Raw genomic sequence first — 22901 nt, forward strand, 5'->3', positions numbered from 1 at the left:
TCAACTCCGCCATAAAAACGGAAATAATAACCACGATACGGTCAACACAATGGCGTCGATCGCCACGACCGTAACCACTTCACTCCAGCTTACACTCCGGTCGAGCCCGTCGAGGGCATTTTTGGCAATTTTTAGCAGCGTCAACAACAGCGGTAGAATAATCGGAAAACTCATCACGGCCATCAATGTAGCCGGATTTTCGGCTTTACTCGCAATACCGGATACCAGCGTCAGCGACGAGGCAAACCCAATAGCTCCCAGCAGCAACGCTAACAAATACAAAGGTACGTCGGCGACCGGATTGCCCATCACAAACGCATAGACACCAAATCCCAGAAAAGCCAATACCAGCATCAGAATGGTATTGTACAGAATTTTTGAGAGAATGATCTGCTGGGGGCTTGCAAGCGTGTAGTAGTAGAGCTGCCGACTCGCCCGTTCCTGTACAAAGCTTTTCGCAATGGCGTTGATGGCCGTGAACAGCAGAATAATCCAGAACAACGTATTCCAGACAATGGGTGTCAGCTGACCGCGCCGGGCATTAAAGCTCAAATAACAGACAAATACGGCGCTCACAATATAAAGCAGCATACCATTGAGTGCGTAGCGCTGCCGCCACTCGAGCAGAAATTCCTTCCGCATCAACGCGCCCATCTGCCTGATCGATTCTGCCATCTTGTGCTAATTAATCCTACAAAGGTACAGTAGGCGAAGGAAAGCAGGAAAAGAGATTAGGAGAAAAGGTTTGAAGTGCCTAATAATCTATTTCAAATGGTGATCTTTGCGGTTCATTCGTTCATGCATGGATTACAGTTCAATCGGTACGCTTTGCTTTTTCTCGTTTCTGGCTGGTTTTATTGATGCAATCATTGGAGGAGGAGGGCTGATTCAAACCCCTGCCATTTTGTTTACGCTTCCTCAATATCCTGTCCCCACGCTGATTGGTACAACGAAAATACCTTCCTTATCGGGTAGCCTGATGGGAGCGTTTCAGTATAGTCGACGGGTAGCTGCTGTAGCTGGTCGATTTATTGGGCCGATGATGGCCATAGCCTTTGGGGCTTCGTGGCTGGGTGCCATGACCCTGACGCGGGTGCCCAACAGCTTTATGAAACCATTGGCCTTGGTTATCCTGATCGCTGTTTTCATCTACACGTTTACCAAAAAAGACTTTGGGCAGGTGCCCCAGGGCGTGGTTACAGAACGCCAACAACGCATCCGTATGTGGGCGATGGGAGTGATTATCGGCTTCTACGATGGATTCTTTGGGCCCGGTACGGGAAGTTTTCTGGTACTAGGCTTCATTGCGCTGATCGGATTCGATTTTCTGAAAGCGAGTGCGCATGCCAAGCTGGTGAATGCATCGACCAATCTGGCCTGTGTCTTATTTTTTGCGCAAAAAGGCTTTATTCTGTATGCAGCAGCTATGCCAATGGCGGTGGCAAATCTTACTGGCGCGTTTCTGGGAGCTCGACTGGCAATTCTGAAAGGTAACCAATTCATCCGCATATTTTTCTTGCTTGTGATAGCCGCTACCATTCTACGTTTTGCCTGGGATTTATTTGGTCAAGTATAGTCAAAGGTGGTCAAGAGTGGTCAGGTATAGTCAAGAATGGTTCGGTTTCGGAAAAATCCCTAACTATTCCTGACTACACCTGACCACTCTTGACCACCTTTGACCATTCTTCGCTACCCCTGACTAGTTATGGCTTAATCTTCTTCCACCACTTTTGCATCGGTTCAATCCAGTCGGGAACATCCAGCCGGGATGGGTCCTGTATGATTTCCAGCACTTGTAAAGCGGTCAACCGGCGGTCGGGCGATACGGTGAGGAGTTTATGGATCAGACGTTCACTGGCTTTAGATAGGCTGGGGTTTAATTTGACCGGTGAAAGGTAATCAGCTTTCTGGATCAGACGCCCAATCTCAGATTCTGTGCTTCCTCCAAAAGGAGTATAGCCAGTCAGCATTTCATAGAACAGGACGCCAAGCGCCCAGCAGTCGGAAGCGGCATTGCTCGCTCCCGAAAACTGCTCGGGGGCCATCGACGCCATCGTTCCAACCACATGCCCCTGGCGGGTTAGACGAGGGGTGTTGGCCTGCCGGGCTAGTCCGAAGTCCAACAACTTTGGTGTGCCTTCTTTAGTGAGTTTTATATTGCCAGCTTTCAAATCACGGTGAACAATATCCCGGCTGTGCAGATAATCCAGCGCAGATGCGATCTGACCCAGTACCTTCCAGGCAACATGTTCTGATAGGGGGCCATTTCGACGGAGAACCTGCTGAATTGTTGGCCCTTCTACATATTCCATGACCAGACAGGGAAGTTGCCCATCGACAAAAAACTCATAGATTAAGGCAACGTGTGGATGACGAACGGATGCCTGTAAAGCCGCTTCGTTCCGAAACCGCTCGGCCTGTTCCAGTCGACTTAATAGCTTAATCGCGACGGTACGCTGTGTGGTATCGTGAATGGCCTGATACACCTCGCCCATACCACCCGAGCCGAGCCACTGTACTAACGTATATCCTCGAATAGTCTGATTCATGGTATTTTTTAGTTTGCTGTTCACAGTTTAGAGTCTTCTGTTGGCTGGCGCAGGCAAACTGTCTACTCAACAGTCTCTTTTATGAAGTCGACTTTTGCTGTGGTCAACAGAAGACTCTAAACTGTGAACGGATAAACTTTTTAGCCCAGCACTGTAGCAGCTAACCGGCTAATATTTAATGTGCGAGCGTTCGAGTCGATGATATCCCGATAGAGCCCTTTTACCTGGTAGAGTGATTCATGATTCCCCTGGCCAATCACTTCGCCTTCTTCCAGTACATAGATTTTGTCGGCATCCATAATCTGGCTGATGTTGTGAGAGATGATCAGTACTGTACGATCTTTCTTGATCGCATCCAGGCTTTCCTTGATTTGTTCGGTCGTAATAGCATCCAGACTGGCAGTCGGTTCGTCGAGGAGCAGAACCGGTGGGTTTTTCAGAAACAGTCGGGCAATGGCAATGCGTTGCTGCTGTCCACCCGACAATGACCGGGCTTCGGTTTTATATCCATTAGGTAATTTGAGTACCTGTTCATGCAGACAGGCTTTCCGGGCGGCTTCTATCACCTCATCATTTGTGGCTTCCAAACGACCGTATCGGATGTTTTCTTCGATCGTCCCGGCAAAAATGTGATTCTTCTGGAGCACTAGCCCGACGTTCTCCCGTACAAACTCGCTGTCATAGGCCGAAAGCGGTTGTCCATCCAGTAACACCTGCCCATGGGTGGGTCCGTAGAAGCCGGCCAGCAGATTGAGCGCTGAACTTTTCCCTGCCCCAGAAAGCCCAACCAGAGCCGTAACTTTTCCAGGTTCCAGATCAATCGTAACGTTGCGAAGTGCCAGTTTGCCATTGGGATAGACAAAATCCACGTTTTGCAGCGAAAAATGTCCTTTCCAGGTTGAGGTAGTGAGTGAACCCGTTTGAGGGAGGTAAGCGTTGTTCTCGATCATATCGAAGAAACCTTCCGCATAGACCAAAGCTTCGGTGTATTCGTCGTAGATCCGGTGCAGATGCCGAACCGGAGCCGACACGTTATTGAACAGCATAATGTGCAACAGAATGGCCCCAACGGTCATTTGGCGGTTCAACACAAAATAAATGGTGACCACAAAGACGAGCACGATGCCAACCTGTTCGGCCACGCTCTTGAGACCATCAAACAGATAATTGGTACGGTGGTGGCGGATTTCGTTTTCGCACAAGTTCCGGTTGATGTCGTGCTGACGTTGCTGCTCATAGCCTTCCCGGACAAAGGATTTTACGACGAAAATAGACTCCAGCAACCCGAACAGCGAGTTGGCCTTGTTTTCCCGAACCTCCTGTATATTTCGTCGAATCTGCTTCTGGCGGTTGGTTTGTTCCCGACTGATGTACGCATATACGGGTAGCACCAGCGTAGCCACAAGCCCAACCCCAATATTCTTGTTGTAGATCAGCACCAGCGCAAAAACAGCATTGGCCAGCATGGGTACTATATCGACAAACAGGTTTTTGACGGTTTTGGTCAGGTTTTCGATGCCTTTATCGATCCGCTTTTCGAGCTTACCGGTTTGATTCTGGTTGAGTGCAAAGAACGATAAGTGGTAGGAAACAATCCGGCGAATGGTATAGTCGTAGAGGTCGGCGGCCATTCGAAAGCGGATGCGATCACTCAGGAATTTCTGACCGAGCTGGACCAGCAGGCTCAGTAGTTCTTTGGTGAGTAAGATTGCTACCAGCGTGCCTACTACCCAGGTTACTTCGCCTTTGTCGATCGAGCGTTTCAGTAGCCCCTGTACGGTGTTGACCGTGTATTCCATTACCAGGGGAGTAACCTGAGCCAACAGTGCCCCGACGGTTGTCAGGAGTAGGGCCAGCACCAGGCTACCCCGGTAGGAACGGATGAAAGGCCAGAGTTTTTGAATGAGTAACCAGGTAGACATGAGCGTAGCTGAGGTTAAAGTCGATCCGTAGTAGCTGGATTATTTCATCGAGATGTGGCCCACAAACTCCTGTGTATTCATCCGGCCATCGGTCTGATAATCGTAGAAGAGTTCGGTCATAGAGGCTACGATGTGCGGGTCTTCGGTCAGGAAGGCAGTCAGCTTGGTAGCCCGGCCGCTGGCACTGGAGCCGCTACCCAGAATGCAGACACAAAGCCCACGAAAAATGCCCGGTTTGTTTTCGCGGGGAGCGCTGATGAACAGTTGAACGGGCAGCGTTTTATTAACCTTCGAAACCCGAATACCCAGTTCCTGCATTTCCTGAATGGCCTGCGAGTGATCTTTGTATAATTGACTGACCAGTAAGCCCTTGGGGTCGGCAGTATCTTCCGCCGACGAGGCTACCAGAAAGCGGTTGTGATGGGGTACGTCTTCCCGGCTGTTCAGAACAGCGTTGCTGCCGGGCCGGTATGCTTCAACCGAAATATGTTCGTTAACCACTTTGCCGAGGTATTTCAGGAAAGCATGCGTAGCCCCTTCGTTCTGATCGTTGAGGGTGACGAACTCCACATGGGCGTCGCTTCCCATATTTTGCAAATAGAGGGCCGCTCCTTTCAGTTTGTTTTCAATATCGGTGCGGTCGCGCTGGAGGGCTTCGGCTTTGCGGGCGTAATCGAATTGCGTGGCGTTGCGCAGTTCGTGGGGTTTTAGATTAGCGTGCTTGGCGACATATTCCATCCGGTACGGAGCAATGCCTTCAATACGAGCCGTGTTGGATAGTACCAGCAAATCATTTCCCTGCGATTGGGCCGACTCGACAACCTTGCCAATACCTGCCAGCAGTTCGTCAGCGCCTTCCATCAACTGGACTTTCTCGTTGACTTTCCCACTGACGTCGACCATGAGCGTATTGAGCGACTGCGTTGCCTGAACCAGCAGGTTGGTTTGGGTTTTTATATGCTCCATTTCCTGCTGATTGAGCTTCTCTTTCTGCCGGTTCGCTTTCTCGGTTGAAACCGTTACGAACAGACCGATAAAAATCCCGACGATACCACCCAGCAGACCGGCGATGTCAAGCTCGCGAATGTAGCGGTCAATGCCAGGGCTGAAGTACATTTGCTGATCTGACCAGGCACCCGTTTTGGGATTAACCTGAAAATTAGACAGATAATGGGTTGAATCGTTGAAGACGTAGAACCACTTGAAACCCAGCGATATCAACAAAGCCACAAAGGGAATCATGAACAACACCGTAAACAGGACGGGGTGCCGACGAATAATTTCGTACAGGACAGTGAAGAAACCTTCGTCTTCGGATTTCGAGTCAACGCTGGTGAATGCGTGAGCAGCGGGGGTAGGCAGAGCGTGTTGCATATGATTTTTGATGATTAACGACATGACAAAGGTCATATCCCGCTCATTGACGAACCATCTACAAACCCCTACATTTGGGGTATAGGAAAACCTATAAATTGGGACTATATGGATTTTGTAAGTCCGTTCCTTGCATTCTACAACTTTCCGTTGTAATCTTGCGTTAATTAAACTGAATCTAAATAAACATTAGCAGTACCCACCATGAGTAAGCGTAGTGTTGCTGATTTGAAAATTGGCGAACGTGCCACCATTCAGTCGTTCGGAAACCAGGTGATGTCGCTTAAACTGCTCGAAATGGGCTGTTTACCCGGTGCCGAGGTATGTTTATGTGGGAAAGCTCCGCTTGGCGATCCAATCTGTCTGGATGTATCGGGCTATTGCCTGGCGCTACGTAAATCGGAAGCTGCTACCATTTTTGTTGACTAAAGTCTATGGTCATTGGGTGAGCCTTATCCTCACCCTGCCACATAGCCTACAAACTGTACCGAGTTGAGTTCCCCCGTAATCGCCCTGGTTGGCAACCCCAATGCCGGAAAATCTTCCTTATTTAACCAACTAACCGGCCTTCGTCAAAAAACTGGGAATTTCCCAGGAGTTACGGTTGATAAAAAATTTGGAACCTGGTCGCTCGATTCACAAACGGTTGCCACTGTTGTTGACCTTCCCGGCGTTTACTCAATCTATCCAAAGTCGTTAGACGAACAGCTGGTTACGGATATTCTGGCTAACCCTGCTCATGCTGATTATCCTGATGTAGCGATTGTTGTAGTCGATGCGTCAAACCTACACCGAAATTTATTACTCTTTACCCAGGTCGCCGATCTGGGGGTGCCGGTCATTCTGGCGCTGAATATGCTGGATGTCGCCCAGAAGCAATCCAAGGAGGTCAATGCCGTTAAGCTGGCCATGCGATTGGGTGTACCCGTTGTACGGATCAACGCCCGAACAGGCGAAGGGCTTGAGCAACTAAAAAAAGCAGTTACTGGTCAGATTGAAGAGCCAACCTTACCCGGCAAATTATTTTTCGACCCTGCTGATGAAGCCCGAGACCTGATTGCTGATACGAAAGGGCAATATGGGCTTGAGAACAATTACCTGGCACTACAATATATTATTCAACACGACGGTTTTACGTTTCTGACCCGCCAACAGCAGATCGGGCTGGATGCCATCATCGAGAAGCATCAGTTCAATGAGCAAACGTTTCAGGCAGGCGAAACCATAACGAGGTATAAACGCATTGCGGCCATTGTTACCGAAACAATGACTAACCAGCGGCCAATTGGGCAGCCAACCTGGAGTCAGAAACTGGACCGGGTATTGTTGCATCCTATTTGGGGGTACGCCATTTTCGGATTTATCCTGCTCCTGATCTTTCAGGCTATTTTCGCCTGGGCGCAACCGTTTATGGATGCTATTGATGCGGGTGTGGCCTGGCTGAATGGGCAGTTAAAAGAAAGTATGCCGGCCGGACCGCTGACGGATCTCCTGACCGACGGTGTGTTGGCTGGAGTTGGCGGGATTCTGGTTTTTATTCCACAGATCGCTTTTTTGTTTCTACTGGTATCGCTGCTTGAAGAATCAGGTTATATGTCGCGGGTGATGGTCATCATGGACCGGATCATGCGGAAGTTCGGCCTGAATGGTCGCAGTGTAGTCCCCCTGATTTCGGGCGTGGCCTGTGCGGTTCCCGCTATTATGGCCACGCGCAGTATTGGCACCCGGCGCGACCGACTGATTACCATTCTGGTCACACCGTTGATGAGCTGCTCCGCCCGGTTACCGATCTATACCATTCTGATAGCCCTGGTGGTTCCGAGTCGACGCGTGCTGGGTATTTTTAATTTGCAGGGACTGGCGTTGATGGCCTTATACCTGCTGGGGCTGTTGAGCGCATTACTGGCGGCTTACGTTCTGAAGTTATTTCTTCGCACCAAAGAACGCAGCTATTTCATCATGGAACTGCCGACGTTTAAGCTTCCCCGTTGGAATCACGTTGGACTTACGGTCTGGGAAAGTGTTCGGTCGTTTGTTTGGGAAGCCGGTCGGGTCATTCTGGCCATTTCAATTGTTCTATGGGTACTGGCCAGCTACGGACCGGGCGATTCTATGGATCAGGTCGAAGCACGCGTTCGGCAAAACGATTCAACCCTGGCGGCTGATCAGCTACAGAACCGAATAGCTTCCGAACGACTCGAGGCTTCCTATGCTGGCGTCTTTGGACATTTTATCGAGCCGGTTATCAGACCACTTGGCTACGACTGGAAAATCGGTATTGCCCTCTTGAGTTCGTTTGCTGCCCGCGAGGTCTTTGTCGGAACAATGTCTACGATCTATAGTATTGGTGATGGAGCTGACGACGAAGGAGTTACCATCCGTGAGCGCCTACAGCAGGAGCGTAATCCGAAAACAGGCGGGCCGATGTATACACCTGCGCTAGCCTGGTCGTTGCTGATTTTTTATGTGTTTGCCATGATGTGCATGAGCACACTGGCCGCTACCCAACGGGAAACCAAAAGCTGGAAATGGCCTGCTGTTCAGCTAGTTTATATGATGAGTCTGGCGTACGTGGCTGCTTTTGCAACTTATCAGTTTTTGAAATAAAACGGTTTACTTTGGTAACCGGTTAATATTTCAGGTTTAAAGTATCAGGTTTCAAGTTAACTGACGCCTAGTAGCTTTCGCGTCAGCTAACTTGAAACCTGATACTTTAAACTAGCTACCAAAGTACCCCATTCGCAATGAGCGGGTAGACATGGTAAATAATGTAGATCAATAGGGCAACTGTAAGGCTCCCTAAAGCAGTTGTGTGGTCGAAACCAAGACGATCTTTTCGTGTGGGGCGACTACCCCGATGAGTTAGCTGTTTCACTGGTGTGTCAGTGTGAAGTTATAGTGGTACAAAGTTGGGAGCTTGCTAATTCTAAAAACACCGCAAAAACCCCGTTTTTTACTGCGTATAACTACCTGTTCTGACAATCACCGATCGACGTTACAGAGGCTGGCAGCGGCAGTTGGTTCATAAGACACCACTGGCTGCATAAAGTAACGGCTTATGTATAGTTTTATCAGTTTTTTAATTATTCCCAGCGGAGAGCATCAATCACATCCGAAGCGGTCATGCCGATAGGGCCGCGTTGCTCGGCTACCCGGTCACCAGCCAGTCCATGCGCAAAAACCCCTAAAACAGCGGCTTCTACCGAATCGTAGTTTTGAGCCAGCAACGCCGTTAGAACCCCAGTCAGCACATCGCCTGTACCACCGGTGCTTAAACCTGGATTACCTGTCGAGTTGAAATGAATGTCGCCATCGGGTGTGGCAATGGCCGAGAAGGCTCCTTTTAAGACGACTACAATCCGGTGTTTTTTGGCGAAATCCCGCAGAATGTCCAGTTTCTGATAGTCGTTTTCCCACTTTTGGGTCAATCGCTCAAACTCCTTCGGATGAGGAGTTAGAATGCTGTTCTGCGGAATGTATTTGAGCAATTCCCGATTTTCGGAGATCAGGTTCAGGGCATCTGCATCCAGAACGATTGGCTTTTTCAGCGTTTTTAAGAGCCCTTTGAGCATGTCCAGCGTTTCAGGTGCTTTGCCAATACCGGGTCCAATACCAACTGTAGCGTAGTCGGCAGGTGTCAGGCTACCAATCTCGCTAATGCCCCGGTCAAGGGTGCCTGTCAGGACATTAGCGCCCCCGTCGGGGCGGCACATAGCTTCGGGCACTGCCGTTTGCAACACATCATACCCACAGCGTGGAATCTGAACAGTCAATAGACCAACTCCAGAACGCAGACAGGCTTTTGCTGCCAGCACAGCGGCCCCAATTTTTCCATAACTGCCCACCACAAGCAACGCATGCCCGAACGACCCTTTATTCGAGTAGCGATCCCGCTTGCGAAGCAGCAGGCGGGCATCCTGAGGCTGGGTGAAATAGTAAGGCGTTGGCGCCAGATCGATATAGCGTTTGCGAAGCCGGATGTCGACGATGTGCCAGTCGCCTACAAATCGGCCATTCGACGGAAGCATAAATGCTAGTTTGGGCAACTGAAACGTGATGGTATAATCGGGCTCAATAATCGTATCCGTTGAGTCATTGGGTTGATCGGCAAACAGTCCACTGGCAATATCGACAGCAACAACCGTAGCTGGTGAACGATTAATAGACTCAACAACGCTCTTAACGATGCCCTCTGTCGGTCGTGATAATCCTGAGCCAAGGATAGCGTCGATAATGACTTCGTTATGCCGTAAGGCTGGAATATCCTGCGTTCGTTCAATGTAATGGATGGTTTCGACGAGTAATTTGAGCCGACGATGATTGTGCATAAAATCATCCGACTCGCGTGGTGCATAGCGAACTACGTACACCTCAATGGGGTAATTACGTTCCAGAAGCAACCGGGCAATGGCCAATCCATCTCCGCCATTATTGCCTAATCCACAGAATAGTTTGGTGGGTGTGGTATCCGAAAACCGATGAGCAAACCAGTCGACAAAGGCAAGCGATGCCCGTTCCATGAGATTGATGGGGGCAATCGGTTCATGTTCAATAGTGGATTGATCGAGGGCTCGGATTTGGTCAACATTGAGAATTTTCATAAGATCGGTGTCACAAACACAGCGTAATTTTACAAAAGTATTTTCTGCAACCAAGATTTTCACTATCTTTGCGGCTCAATTCGCAAATACTTATCTGGCGATTATATACAGTCATGAGCGACTTAATCAAATTAGTGGAGGCAGACAACGCGCAGCGTCGCACCGAGTTGCCCACATTCCGGGCGGGTGATACGGTGAACGTACACGTTAAAATCCGCGAAGGAAATAAAGAACGCATTCAGGTATTTACGGGTACGGTTATTCAACGCCGGAACCCAAGCAGCGGTGGCGAAACATTCACCGTCCGCAAAGTATCGAATGGCGTAGGCGTTGAGCGTATTTTCCCACTGCTGTCACCCAATATCGACAAAATCGAAGTTGTTCGGTTGGGTAAAGTTCGTCGGGCTCGGTTGTTCTATCTGCGCGGTCGTCAAGGTAAGGCGGCTCGTGTGAAAGAGCGCAAGCCTAAAGCAGTGGCAGCTTAATTTCCTGTTTTGTTTGCCTAAAAGATCAAAAGCTGCCTGCAAGGGTGGCTTTTTTTATGATTAAAACTTGATGCCATGACGTTCGATTTTTATAAATACCAGGGTACCGGCAACGACTTCGTGATGATCGATGACCGGAATCAGACTTTCCCGGCTACTGACCAGGCGTTGGTCGAGCGTATCTGCCACCGGCGGTTCGGTGTTGGGGCCGATGGGCTTATTCTGCTTCAGAATGACCCTGAATACGACTTTCGGATGGTTTACTTCAATGCCGATGGAGCCGAAGGGAGTATGTGTGGCAACGGTGGACGGTGTATTGTCCGGTTTGCAAACGACCTTGGCGTATTCGAAAAGGAAACTCGCTTCCTGGCAGTCGATGGGGAGCACAGAGCCGTCAGCGAAGAAGAAATTTCTTTGAAAATGAGCAATGTATCGGGCATTGAAGACCGGGGCGGGTTAACCTTCCTGAATACAGGTTCTCCACACGTTGTTCGGTTTGTCGATGATCTGGAGTCGCTCGATGTTGTGGCAGAAGGACGTGCTATTCGGTATGATTCCCGCTTTCAGCCCGGCGGTACCAACGTCAACTTTGCGCAGGTGATTGACGGCAATACATTGTTTGTCAGAACGTATGAGCGCGGGGTAGAGGATGAAACGTACTCGTGTGGAACGGGTGTAACAGCCGTTGCTTTAGTAGCGCACCAGCAGTTAGGTATGACTAGTCCGGTATCTATTCGGACATTGGGTGGGAATCTACGGGTGTCGTTTAATCCGAAGGGATCAATGCAGTTTGAGAATATTTATTTGATTGGCCCAGCCAAACGTGTTTTTACCGGAATCATAACTGTTTAGAGGTATACGTAGTTAAGTAAGTCGTTGTCCTGACACATACGTACGAACACCAACTTAATGATTCTCTATAAAAACAAAGGGTTACTTTCCTCCATCTGGCATTTTCATACAGGCCCAACGGCCAAAGCGTTGCTGCGCCGACTCGTGATTGTAGCAATCTATGTAACTATTGTTACGATTGGCGAGATGCACTACACGGACCTAATTTTAAAAGACACACCAGGGCCATTTCTGAGTGCCATGGGGATTCTGTTGAGCTTACTGCTCATTTTTCGTACCAACACGGCTTATGACCGGTTTTACGAAGGGAGGCAGGCCTGGGGTACGCTGGTGAATAACTGCCGGAACCTGGCTATATTTTTCAACGCCGTTTTGCCGGAAGGGGATTCTGAGAGCCGTGCATTCTTTGCAAAAGCTATTTCCAACTTTCCATTTGCGCTCAAGAATCATCTGCGGGAAATTCCAGGAATGAGTGAATTGGATGTGGTTGAAGAAGGGGAACGATGGGATATAAGCAATTTTGATCACAAACCGGCTGGTGTTTCTAATCAACTTTGGGTGAAAACCGAAGCGCTCTATCGGGAAGGGCATCTGTCGGAGTCTCAACATATCAATGTGAATCAGCACTTGACTACGCTAATGGATGTGTGTGGTGTTTGTGAACGGATCAAAAGTACGCCCATTCCGTTTTCGTACATGCTGTTCATCAAGCTATTTATTATGCTGTATGTCTTGCTGCTGCCGTTTACGGTTGTAGCTGTATATGGTTACCTAACCATTCCGGCTGTACTGCTTACGTCATACATTCTGGTTGGACTGGAAATGATCGGCGAAGAAATTGAAGAACCCTTCGGGTTAGAGCGTAACGATTTGCCCCTGAATCAGTTAAGTCAATTGATTCGGGTAAACGTGCATGATATTCTACAGATTTATTTACCGCACGTTGAAAAGCAGGCAGCCCGCCCTGGCTTTACGATCATGACGTAAAGAATGTATAATGTATAATGTATAATGTATGATGTAGGAAAGGCAGTCTGTTTATACATTATACATCTTACTCATACATCCTCAATGATTCCTCCGTGCAGGTGATAAATGGTTTTGTTCTGAAGTTCGGGTTGACGCAGTAGGTCTTTGGCAGCTACCCGGCTGCGAACACCGTTTGTACAGATCACAATGAGTGAATCGTACGGGAGCAACTCCGCTTTGCGGGCGCGTATATCGGGAAGAGGAATGTTTAGCCCGCCGATATTGAATTCATCAAACTCCCACTCATCACGAACGTCTAGTACAACAGTGTTGGGTTGATGACGCAATGTCTCCAGGTCAGATAAGGTAATGTCGGTGTAGGCATGTGTACCCATATACCGGCTTAACAATCAATATTCCTGAGCTGTTCCGAAGCTGTCTATAGTTTCTTGATCAACAAAAGGTGTATTTCGCTCACTTTATAGCGGTTTCCCCAGCCACATTCTAGCTCAACCTGCTTCCCTGTTTCGATAAAACGGACGATGGCCGCACGATCCGATGAAGTTGGGTTGGCAGGGAGATCTTTCAGGGCTTTATCGAGAATAAATTGAGTAGCCAAACTTGGCTTAAACCAACTGGCTGTTGCCTGGGAGGAATAACTATAGATACGAACGTGGCTATCACAGCCGTCAACAAACAGTTGATTTTCGTAGAGATCGGCTGTCTCAATGCGTTCAGGTTCCGGTGGGGTATCATCTGAACGACAGCTAAAGAAAAGAAGGAGTAGCAAGAAGGTAACGACTTTCATAAAACGTTCGTGTGACTACAGAATGGATTCCATAAAGTCGGAAAGCGTTGCAACATAGTCTGTAAAATCTGTCAATCTGTCAGAGTTGGCCAGACTGGAACAGGATTTGAAGATTGGGCAGCTAGATTATAAGACCATATTCATAGCTAACTATCTATTTATGGAAGCCGTACAAAGCGAGAAAGGGCAGATTTCAATACATACAGAGAATATCTTCCCGATTATCAAGAAATTCCTTTATTCCGACCACGAAATTTTCCTGCGCGAGCTTGTTTCCAACGCCGTTGATGCAACCCAAAAACTGCGTCAGTTGGCGTCATTTGGTGAATTTGGCGGTGAACTGGGCGATTTGAAAGTGACGGTCTCGCTGGATGAAGAAGCCAAAACCATCACCGTCAGCGATAACGGTATCGGTATGACGGCCGATGAAATCAAAAAGTATATCAACCAGATTGCGTTCTCTGGGGCGACGGATTTCCTGGAAAAATACAAAGATAAAACCGACGACAAAGGGCAAATCATCGGCCATTTTGGATTAGGGTTTTATTCGGCCTTTATGGTGGCGGAGAAAGTTGAGATCGTTACCAAATCATACCGCGACGGGTCTGAAGCGGCTCGCTGGGTATGCGATGGCTCAACCGAGTTTGAACTGACCCCTGCCGAACGGGCTGAACGTGGCACCGACATCATCCTGCACATTGCCCCCGATTCGGAAGAGTTTTTGAGTAAAGGCCGGTTGCAGGGCATTCTGGATAAATACGCCCGATTCCTGCCTATTTCAGTTGAGTTCGACGAAAAAGTTGTCAACAACACGGCTCCGATCTGGACAAAATCACCTTCGGAACTGACCGACGAGGATTACAAATCGTTCTACCGCGAATTGTACCCAATGAGCGAAGAACCCCTATTCTGGATTCATTTGAATGTCGACTATCCGTTCAACCTGACCGGGATTCTGTACTTCCCACGAATCAAGAACGAACTGCGGTTCCAGCGCGAAAAAATCCAGCTCTACAGCCGTCAGGTGTTTATTACCGATGAGGTGAAGGACGTGGTGCCCGACTTCCTGATGATGCTGCACGGCGTTATCGACTCGCCGGATATTCCGCTCAACGTGTCGCGAAGCTTCCTTCAGGCCGATGCCAATGTGAAGAAAATCAACGGTTATATCACGCGTAAAGTCGCTGATAAGCTGAACGAGTTGTTCAATAACGACCGGACAGCGTTCGAGGAGAAATTCGATGACATTGGCCTGTTTATCAAATATGGTATTCTAAGCGACGATAAGTTCTGGGACAAAGCCAAGTCGTTCGTTCTGCTGAAGAATACAGAAGGTGCGTATGCCACCCTGGACGAATATCGGGAGAAAATTCAGGCTAACCAGACCGACAAGAACGGAACGTTGGTGATGCTGTACACGACCGATACCAAGCAACAGCATGCCTACGTTGAGTCGGCTACACGTCGGGGCTATGATGTGCTGCAATTGGACAACGTGATCGATGCACACTTCATCAATGCGCTGGAGCAGAAACTCGAAAAAGTTCATTTCCAACGCGTGGATGCCGATACGCTCGACAAACTGATCGACAAAGGATTGAACAACGAAAGTGTTCTGTCGGAAGCCGATCAGACGAAATTAAAGGAAACGTTCGATGAGGTGCTGAACAATAAAATGCTCAATGTGAGTGTCGAAGCCCAGCCCGTTGATGAACTGCCGGTTACGATTACCTTCCCCGAATTTATGCGTCGTATGAAAGATATGGCGGCTCTGTCGGGCGAACAGTCGTTCTACGGAAACCTGCCGGTGACCTATAATGTCGTTGTGAATGCAAACCATCCGATTACCTCGAGGATATTGGCAGAGACCGATGCCGATGCCCAGAAAGCACTGGTGAAACAGGTCTATGATCTGGCGCTACTGTCGCAAAATATGCTCACAGGCGCTGAACTGACTGCGTTTGTGAAACGTACTGTAGCTGGTTTGTAATACAGTCGGTAATTTACAGTTTAGGGTTTACCGGTGGCCAATGAAGCGTCAGCTACCGATAAACCCTAAACTAGTTTATACCCGTCCGTTACTACTGCGAGGCATCTTGGTAATTGAGTTACTACCCTGTTTAGCAGGACGCGTAAGCCATATTTTACGACGCGCAATTAACCGGCCAAGCACAAACAGCAACACGACGCCAATAAGAACAATGGCAATAAGGGGCAGGAAGATCGTGAATAATGATAGTCCCACAGAGGCTACATTCTCACCCGTTGCCACCAACGGATTGGCAACACCCCCCGTAGTAGCCGTAGAGCCAAGACGGAGTAAGCTGGTTCCAGCCTGAATAATACCGGCCGAACTACCGCCAAGCATCAGGCCAAGTCCCCAGTGCAGCACTGGATTGTCGATGTGCAAAAATGACGTACTAAGCAGCGTGCCAGCAATGATCGATGTGGGCGTTGCGAGGGTGTCGAGGGCATTGTCGAGCCAGGGAATATAATAGGCTCCTATTTCAAACACGGTAGCTACGGTCAAGCCGAGTAAGGCAGGCCACTGGCCGATCCACTCAAAGCCATGTACGGTGCCAACAAGCCCAAACTTTGTGCCAATACTGGCAATCAGTAGCGGAACAAAGACCCGAAAACCACAACAAGCCGCCAAACCAACGCCAATACAGGCGCTCATGATCCATTCGAGGGACATAGGAAAAGGAGGAGAGGGAGGAAGGGGGCGAGAAGGAAAAAGCGGCTATTAATATACCATTCGTCTTCTCCTTTCCTTCCTTTCTCATTTATGTAAAAAACTGTGGACTAAAATTCATCAGAAACGCTTCATCGGTTGCTCGGGTTAAACCTGTGTACAGCCACCGAACGAAATCGTCATTGACCTGACCATCGGGTAAAAAGCCCTGATCGATAAATACCGCACTCCATTGACCGCCCTGCGCTTTATGGCAGGTGAGGGCATAGGCAAATTTTACCTGCAACGCATTCAGATACGGGTCGCGCCGGATGGCTTCGGTCCGCTCTTTTTTGCTTTTGATATAAAAATAATCCTTCATCACACTTTCATACAAACTTTTGTACTGCTCGGAGGAGAGCGACGGTGATGGCGAATAGAGGGTATCGAGTATGATTTTGGCTTCAAAATCGGGCTGGTCTTCATAGTCAACCATGTGTAGCGAAACCGTAGCGAATCGAAAGCCGTGAATCTCTTCTTTATTCCGAATCTTTTGCACCTCGACAAACTCCCCATTGGCCAGAAACCCGGCGGGTGAGTCTTCGTCCAGAATGGTGTAGTTGTTTCGGGCAATCATAAGCATATCCCCTGCATCCAGCTCTTCTTCGCATTGGTCGATCATCCGTCTTACAAACTGGTTATACTGGACCGCTGTTTTGTTCGACCGGCAAATAATGGCGGTATTTTCCCGTCCGTACTTATCATAGGCATACCGAACGCCATCTTCCAGCTTGGTCAACGGCATTTTGTAAATGTCGCTAAACGAGCGAACGTTCAGTTGAATAGCGGGTATTTCGGTTGATGAATTGGTTGGTTTATCGCTTAATAAAGCATCGAAACCAACCGCCTTTGGTGTAGGTGAAAGGGTACCGTCGAGAAGCATTCGGAGGTTCGTAGCATTGTAGAGAATGCCCGATTCTTCGTCCTGTCGCATTACCTCCGTTAATTCCTGTTCATATACCGTCATGTCGAAGGAACTGGACAAAAAACTGCGGTCGAGGGCGGGGCTTAATTCCTGACCAATGGGAGGCAACTGAGCAGTGTCGCCGACCAGCATCAGCTTATTGCCGGGGCTTTCAAAAACAAAATCGATCAGATCGGTCAGAAGCCCTTTACCACCAAATTCAGCTTCATCCGAAATCATAGAGGCCTCATCGACAATGAAGAGCGTGTCTTCGTGATAATTTTTCTGCCGCTGAAAGGCCAGTACACCCGATCCCGGATCAGCTACCTGCCGGTAGATTTTCCGGTGGATGGTTTGGGCTGGTTTCTTGGCATAGTTGGTCATCACTTTAGCTGCTCGCCCGGTCGGGGCTAATAGAACAGATTTATAGCCAAATCGGGGGAGTACTTTAATGAGCGTTCCGACCAGCGTTGTCTTACCCGTACCGGCGTAACCACGTAGCAAAAAACAGTCGCGATAATGTTCGTATTCTTCTTTGGCAATGAATGCACCAATCTGTTCGAAAAACTGGAGCTGGCCAGCAGTGGGCTTAAAAGGGAAACGTTTAGCCAGTAACTGAGCGGCTGTTTGGGTTTCGTTCATGCTTCTAAGTTACAAAAAAAGGAGGAAAGAAGAAAGCGATAAGAGCGGTGAAAAGGGAGGAAAGGAAGGAGAGAAAAAAAGGAAAGAGTAACTGATTTTTATCATTTTTTAATTCTTAAGCCCTCCCGCCTTTTCTCCTTCCGCCTTTTTTTTTATCTTCACCCACCACTAAATCCTTCTAACTCAAATGAAAATACGTCAAATTCTTCAGGGTAAGTCAATCAACGCCCTTTATTCCGTTTCCTCAGATCAAACAGTACTGTCCGCATTGGAGCTCATGGCCGAGAAGAACATCGGGGCTGTGCTGGTTGTCGATAAAGGGGCGCTTACCGGAATATTTTCGGAACGGGATTATGCCCGTAAGATCATCCTGAAAGGTCGCCATTCGGATGATACCACCATTGCCGACGTAATGACGGCCAATGTGATCACCATTGGTCCCGATCAGAGTTTAGAGCAGTGTATGCAAATCATGTCGGACAAGCATATTCGTCACCTGCCCGTTATGGATCAGGATGAGCTGATAGGAATTATATCCATCAACGACGTGGTGACGGCCATTATTCGGGATCAGAAAACCCGGATTGATTCTCTGGAAAGCTATATATCGGGAACGTATTGAAGATAGTATTAGGAGCGAGGAGTTAGGAGCGAGAATGGCTGACGCGAAAGCAATAGTTTGCGTCCGCCATTCTCACTCCTAACTCCTAACTCCTAATACTTAAAAATTTCTACCTTTGCGTCCCCAAATAGTAAACAGAGGATGACGCAGGTAGAATTGTCCCGCCAGGAGGTGCAGACGTTATATGGGAATCAACTTCGGTTTCGGGTTTGTGGACTATGCCGCGAAGGCGATCGTTTGCTGATGGTTCGTCATCGGGGCATTGGACCAGCCAATATGTTCTGGTGTCCTCCGGGAGGGGGAGTACAGTTTAATGAAACGGCTCCTGAAGCCCTGGTTCGGGAAATTTTGGAAGAAACAGGGCTCGATGCTGACATTGGCGGCATGCTCTTTGTTAACGAATTTCTGCAGCCACCCCTTCATGCGGTTGAGTTGTTTTTCGACGTTACGGTTAAAGGAGGCACCCTCCAGCAAGGACTTGATCCCGAAATGAGTCCGGACGAACAGATTATTGACGAAGTGAAATGGATGACCTTTGACGAAATAAAACAGTATCGGGCTGAAGAGGTTCATCAATTATTCCAATATTGCCAGTCAATGGACGACGTATTCCAATTAAGGGGGTATTTACAATGACTGCTGAATTCTGCTAGTTAATAGCGTTAACAATTTATTGATTCATTTTTTACCGCTTAGTTTTCTGAATTTGTGCAACTTACTGTGACCCTTGCGCCAACTGTAACTATTCGTGCCGATTCGTTCGACCCCCGACGTACCGACCAGTCCATACTATGCCTGGAGGTTGGGAGAGACCGATTTCAGGTATTGGTACAAAATGGCCGGGGACAGGTATTGTACCTTGAAGATTATACGTTCCCATCCTTGTTGACAGACCGCCTGCTGACCAATGTGTTGCCTGATATTTTTCGGGACCATAACGTCCTGTCGGGAAGTCCGTGGCAGGAGATTCGGATTGGGATTAATTCGCCATCGTTTACCCTGGTGCCCCAGCAGTTGTACCGGAAAGAATACGCGAGTAGTTATCTGGCATTGATGCGGGGGAGCGAATTGCCTGCTCACGAATTTGCCCAGGCTTATCTGCATGCGAGCGAAGGATTTTTAACCGTCTTTAGCCTGGAGCATCCACTGGCCGATTTTTTTTCAGAAATGTACCCGCTTCAGCCGTTAACGTTCGTGCATCAAACTAGTGCGCTGGTGCAGGCTACTGCCGATCTGGATCGACATTCGCTGACACCTAATACGGTTTACCTGTATTTCGAAGACGAGTTTGTGACTATACTATGCCGAAAAGACCATCAGTTGCGGTATTGCAATCGATTCGGGTATAAAAATGTGCAGGACCTGGCGTATTATATCCTTTATGTACTTGATGAACAGGAATTACCTACCGATGTAAGTAATTTATCGTTATATGGCGAGATTACTCCTTTTTCAGAAGCCTATACGGAGCTGAGCCGTTTTCTACCTAACCTTACGTTTGGACAGGTGCCACCTGGATTAACCCTGGTCAACGAATTTGACGACTTACCCAATCACCGCTATCTAAGTTTATACGGATTAGGTTTACTAAGTGAATGAAAGAGCGAAAGAGTGAAAGAGCGGTAGAGCGAATAAAAGCTCGGAGCAGTTTTCATTCTTTCGCTCTTTCGCTCTTTCGCTCTTTATGAAACGAATCGCTTTATTTCCAGGCTCGTTTGACCCATTCACAAAAGGCCATGAAGATATTGTACTGCGTGGCTTACGATTGTTCGATGAGATTGTGATTGGGATTGGTCGTAACGCCCACAAGGATCGCTATTTCCCGCTTGATCAGATGATTCGCCTGATTGAGGGAGCATTTTCGAGCGAACCGGCTGTACGAGTGATCAGCTATGACGGTCTAACGGCCCATGTAGCTCGTGACGTTGGCGCTCGATTTTTGCTTCGTGGCCTCCGCAATACAACCGACTTCGAATACGAAAATGGCATCTCTCAGGTAAACCGATACGTTTACGAAGGAGTTGAAACGGTTTTCCTGATTACATCTCCCCATTTGGCTCCCATCAGTTCAAGCATTATTCGGGATCTGCATCGCTACGGGCAGCATGTAAATGAATTTTTACCCTACCCGCTGGATGACCTTCATCTGGTAAAGTAGAGTAAGTAAAAGGAGCGAGGAGTTAGGAGTGAGAATGGCTGGCGCATACTCTATCTTGATGCGCCAGCCATTCTCACTCCTAACTCCTCGCTCCTTTTACTTACTCTACTTTTTGCCCTTTCCCGGCTTCGTCGATGACGTAGCGGATGGAGCTAAACGAGTTGGTGAGGGCCAGTTTGGTTTCGCGCCAGTTGAGCCAGGCTAATTTTTCGATGTCTTCATCTTCCTGGGGCGTCATGCGGCTATCGTCGAGAGCGACCATCCGATACCAGCGGGTACGTTTCAGAATCCGGCTACCATTTAGCGTGTAGGTGTGCCAGGTGGTGCAGATCCGTTCGCCAACGGCTACCTCCACGCCGGTTTCTTCTTCTACCTCACGAACGGCCCCTTCTTTCGATGATTCGCCTGGGTCTAGTTTTCCTTTCGGTAAATCCCAGACACCCCGCCGGAACATCAGCAGTATTTTATCGTCTTTGTAGACAACGCCACCGGCTGCTTTAATCACTTTAAACGGTTTTTTCATCGCTTCTTCACAGGCATCTTTGTCCAGACAACCCAGCGTGACAGACAGCAAATTACTGGTTTCTGATCGCTGGAGCAGTGACAGAAGCTTACTTACCGTTGCTGGATTGGCGTTTAGTACCAACAGGTGTCCATGAAGGGCATCGGCTTTAAGTACCTCTAAACGAGCATCGACGATCTCGTCATAATCCGTAAAAGCCGGTTGGGAAGCCGACGTTGAGCCGGTTAAATGAGCAGCGGCTTTGGGGCCGATGAGCCGAATAGGTTGGTCATTAATGAAAACAATCATCAGAGCATAGGCGGTTCAAACCGTAAAAGTAGTAAAATGGACGGTCCGTCGTATGGGTGAAACAGTTGCAAACCAGTTCAGTTTCTATATTTTTGCAACAGGACAACCTTCTTCCTTCGTGGAACTCCTTATAATTCTGCTACTGACCATCCTGAACGGTGTGTTCTCGATGTCGGAAATTGCCTTAGTTTCTTCGCGCAAGTCTAAATTAGAAACCGCTGCCAAAAACGGTGATCGTCGGGCGCAGGTGGCGCTCGATCTGTCGAACTCTCCCAATCGATTTTTGTCGACGGTGCAGATTGGGATTACACTGATCGGTATTTTACTTGGTATTTTTTCGGGCGACAAACTGACGGATGATGTTCAGAATTTTGTGGTTCAGGTCCCATTTTTAGTGCCCTATGCACATTCCATTGCCGTGGTGCTGGTGCTACTGTTGCTAACCTATCTGTCGCTGGTATTTGGTGAGCTGGTTCCCAAACGCATTGGCCTGTCAAATCCGGAAGGGATTGCCAAAACGATGGCTGGACCGATGATACTGCTGTCGAAGCTGACCTCTCCATTTATTGCACTCCTCACAGTTTCCAGCGATTTGTTGCTTAAGCTGTTGAACATCAAGCCGAATGAGAGTGCTGTTACGGAGGAGGAAATCAAAAGCCTGATTCAGGAAGGGACCTCCGGGGGAGCTATCGAAGAAATCGAACAGGAAATTGTTCAGAACGTATTCCAGCTTGGCGACCGTAAAATTACCTCACTGATGACAAATCGGCAGGAAATTGTTTACCTTGATCTGGAAGACGAACTGGCCGAAAACAGGGCGAAAGTTCTGGAATACAAACACTCGGTATATCCGCTTTGTAATGGCGGTGTCGATGATGTAGTTGGTCTGATTTATTCCAAAGATTTTTTGGGGAAAGATCTGGATACCGAACTGATGCACCTGAACGACATCAAACGGGACGCCCTGTTTGTACCCGAAAACAACCGGGCGTATCAGGTGCTGGAACGCTTCCGCGAACGACGGCAGTATGTTGGCATCATTGTCGATGAATACGGTGGGGTTCTTGGTGTTATCACCCTGAATGATATTCTGGATGTACTGGTGGGCGACATCAATGACGATGTTAATTCCGATTACGAAATTCGGAAACGCGAAGACGGGACCTTTCTGATCGATGCGCAGTTGCCTTTTGAGGATTTTCTATCGTATTTCTCAATCAACATCAATGCCCAAACCAAACGGGAACTGACCGGTTTTGATACGCTCGGTGGGTTTGCGCTACATATCCTGAAAGATATTCCCAAAACGGGAGAATCGTTTGTCTGGCACGGTTACCGATTCGAGATTATGGATATGGACAAAAGCCGGATCGATAAGATTCTGGTGAGTAAATTAGGCGAAGAATAGCTGATTTAATAAACAGATGAGCCTGTTTGCAGGTTATAGGTGAGAACTGAACTCATCGACAA

23 protein-coding genes are annotated in these 22901 nt (G+C 48.4%); 12 read left to right on the top strand and 11 right to left on the bottom strand.

The genetic code is table 11. The features are described 5' to 3' along the window. On the bottom strand, positions 1–675 hold the full coding sequence (locus tag ACYVFD_RS26190; RefSeq protein ID WP_461093471.1) for a heme exporter protein CcmB: 675 nt from the start codon (positions 673–675) through the stop codon (positions 1–3). A gap of 127 nt (positions 676–802) precedes the next feature. Here ACYVFD_RS26190 and ACYVFD_RS26195 point away from each other — a divergent pair, with 127 nt between their 5' ends. Next, a complete protein-coding gene (locus ACYVFD_RS26195; RefSeq protein WP_461093472.1) occupies positions 803–1576 on the top strand; it encodes a sulfite exporter TauE/SafE family protein in 774 nt (257 codons plus the stop codon). A 127-nt stretch (positions 1577–1703) separates the two neighbouring features. On the opposite strand, the gene ACYVFD_RS26200 is transcribed toward ACYVFD_RS26195, so the two are convergent. The 3 genes from ACYVFD_RS26200 to ACYVFD_RS26210 form a co-directional block, all read right to left on the bottom strand. Next, positions 1704–2549, bottom strand: coding sequence for a serine/threonine-protein kinase (locus tag ACYVFD_RS26200; RefSeq protein WP_461093473.1), 846 nt, complete (start codon positions 2547–2549; stop codon positions 1704–1706). A 140-nt stretch (positions 2550–2689) separates the two neighbouring features. Next, complete coding sequence (locus tag ACYVFD_RS26205) at positions 2690–4471, bottom strand: ABC transporter ATP-binding protein (protein ID WP_461093474.1); 1782 nt, start codon at positions 4469–4471, stop codon at positions 2690–2692. Positions 4472–4510: 39 nt separating this feature from the next. Then, positions 4511–5845: a hypothetical protein gene (locus ACYVFD_RS26210; RefSeq protein ID WP_461093475.1), complete on the bottom strand. Its 1335-nt coding sequence runs from the start codon at positions 5843–5845 to the stop codon at positions 4511–4513. Between the two features lie 204 nt (positions 5846–6049). Here ACYVFD_RS26210 and ACYVFD_RS26215 point away from each other — a divergent pair, with 204 nt between their 5' ends. Next, the gene (locus ACYVFD_RS26215) at positions 6050–6274 is read left to right on the top strand and encodes a FeoA family protein (RefSeq protein WP_080057212.1); all 225 of its coding nucleotides are present in this window, start codon (positions 6050–6052) and stop codon (positions 6272–6274) included. A gap of 63 nt (positions 6275–6337) precedes the next feature. Further along, on the top strand, positions 6338–8452 hold the full coding sequence (gene feoB, locus ACYVFD_RS26220; protein WP_461093477.1) for a ferrous iron transport protein B: 2115 nt from the start codon (positions 6338–6340) through the stop codon (positions 8450–8452). Between the two features lie 115 nt (positions 8453–8567). Here feoB and ACYVFD_RS26225 read toward each other — a convergent pair whose 3' ends face one another. Both ACYVFD_RS26225 and ACYVFD_RS26230 read right to left on the bottom strand, forming a co-directional pair. Beyond that, the gene (locus ACYVFD_RS26225) at positions 8568–8720 is read right to left on the bottom strand and encodes a hypothetical protein (RefSeq protein ID WP_461093478.1); all 153 of its coding nucleotides are present in this window, start codon (positions 8718–8720) and stop codon (positions 8568–8570) included. Between the two features lie 208 nt (positions 8721–8928). Continuing rightward, the gene (locus ACYVFD_RS26230) at positions 8929–10446 is read right to left on the bottom strand and encodes an NAD(P)H-hydrate dehydratase (RefSeq protein WP_461093479.1); all 1518 of its coding nucleotides are present in this window, start codon (positions 10444–10446) and stop codon (positions 8929–8931) included. Between the two features lie 113 nt (positions 10447–10559). On the opposite strand from ACYVFD_RS26230, the gene rplS reads away from it, so the two are divergent. The 3 genes from rplS (at position 10560) to ACYVFD_RS26245 (ending at position 12770) form a co-directional block, all read left to right on the top strand. After that, positions 10560–10931 carry a 50S ribosomal protein L19 gene (gene rplS / locus ACYVFD_RS26235; RefSeq protein ID WP_020595539.1) on the top strand — a complete coding sequence of 124 codons (372 nt, stop codon included), beginning with the start codon at positions 10560–10562 and terminating at the stop codon, positions 10929–10931. Between the two features lie 75 nt (positions 10932–11006). After that, positions 11007–11783 (top strand): diaminopimelate epimerase, encoded by a 777-nt coding sequence (gene dapF / locus ACYVFD_RS26240; RefSeq protein WP_461093480.1) that lies wholly within the window; start codon positions 11007–11009, stop codon positions 11781–11783. A gap of 57 nt (positions 11784–11840) precedes the next feature. After that, positions 11841–12770: a bestrophin family protein gene (locus tag ACYVFD_RS26245; RefSeq protein WP_461093481.1), complete on the top strand. Its 930-nt coding sequence runs from the start codon at positions 11841–11843 to the stop codon at positions 12768–12770. Between the two features lie 71 nt (positions 12771–12841). On the opposite strand, the gene ACYVFD_RS26250 is transcribed toward ACYVFD_RS26245, so the two are convergent. Then, positions 12842–13147 carry a rhodanese-like domain-containing protein gene (locus ACYVFD_RS26250; protein ID WP_461093482.1) on the bottom strand — a complete coding sequence of 102 codons (306 nt, stop codon included), beginning with the start codon at positions 13145–13147 and terminating at the stop codon, positions 12842–12844. 44 nt (positions 13148–13191) lie between these two features. Then, complete coding sequence (locus tag ACYVFD_RS26255) at positions 13192–13560, bottom strand: hypothetical protein (protein ID WP_461093483.1); 369 nt, start codon at positions 13558–13560, stop codon at positions 13192–13194. Between the two features lie 160 nt (positions 13561–13720). On the opposite strand from ACYVFD_RS26255, the gene htpG reads away from it, so the two are divergent. After that, positions 13721–15550 carry a molecular chaperone HtpG gene (htpG, locus tag ACYVFD_RS26260; RefSeq protein WP_461093484.1) on the top strand — a complete coding sequence of 610 codons (1830 nt, stop codon included), beginning with the start codon at positions 13721–13723 and terminating at the stop codon, positions 15548–15550. 75 nt (positions 15551–15625) lie between these two features. Here htpG and ACYVFD_RS26265 read toward each other — a convergent pair whose 3' ends face one another. Then, positions 15626–16258 carry a DUF4126 domain-containing protein gene (locus tag ACYVFD_RS26265; protein ID WP_461093485.1) on the bottom strand — a complete coding sequence of 211 codons (633 nt, stop codon included), beginning with the start codon at positions 16256–16258 and terminating at the stop codon, positions 15626–15628. Between the two features lie 88 nt (positions 16259–16346). Continuing rightward, positions 16347–17840 (bottom strand): ATP-dependent DNA helicase, encoded by a 1494-nt coding sequence (locus ACYVFD_RS26270; protein ID WP_461093486.1) that lies wholly within the window; start codon positions 17838–17840, stop codon positions 16347–16349. A gap of 187 nt (positions 17841–18027) precedes the next feature. Between ACYVFD_RS26270 and ACYVFD_RS26275 the strand changes: the two genes are divergently transcribed. From ACYVFD_RS26275 to coaD, 4 genes are all read left to right on the top strand, one after another. Beyond that, positions 18028–18462, top strand: a complete 435-nt coding sequence (locus ACYVFD_RS26275; RefSeq protein WP_461093487.1) for a CBS domain-containing protein — start codon at positions 18028–18030, stop codon at positions 18460–18462. A gap of 141 nt (positions 18463–18603) precedes the next feature. Beyond that, entirely contained in the window at positions 18604–19098 is a 495-nt protein-coding gene (locus ACYVFD_RS26280; RefSeq protein WP_461093488.1) for an NUDIX domain-containing protein, read from the top strand. Between the two features lie 72 nt (positions 19099–19170). Further along, positions 19171–20061, top strand: a complete 891-nt coding sequence (locus tag ACYVFD_RS26285; protein ID WP_461093489.1) for a DUF3822 family protein — start codon at positions 19171–19173, stop codon at positions 20059–20061. Positions 20062–20146: 85 nt separating this feature from the next. Continuing rightward, positions 20147–20620: a pantetheine-phosphate adenylyltransferase gene (gene coaD, locus ACYVFD_RS26290; RefSeq protein ID WP_461093490.1), complete on the top strand. Its 474-nt coding sequence runs from the start codon at positions 20147–20149 to the stop codon at positions 20618–20620. A gap of 100 nt (positions 20621–20720) precedes the next feature. Here coaD and ACYVFD_RS26295 read toward each other — a convergent pair whose 3' ends face one another. Next, positions 20721–21431 (bottom strand): NUDIX hydrolase, encoded by a 711-nt coding sequence (locus tag ACYVFD_RS26295; protein WP_461093491.1) that lies wholly within the window; start codon positions 21429–21431, stop codon positions 20721–20723. Positions 21432–21549: 118 nt separating this feature from the next. Between ACYVFD_RS26295 and ACYVFD_RS26300 the strand changes: the two genes are divergently transcribed. Next, positions 21550–22839, top strand: a complete 1290-nt coding sequence (locus ACYVFD_RS26300) for a hemolysin family protein (RefSeq protein WP_461093492.1) — start codon at positions 21550–21552, stop codon at positions 22837–22839. Positions 22840–22901: the final 62 nt, after the last annotated feature.

The sequence above is a fragment of the Spirosoma gilvum genome (genome assembly GCF_054776815.1).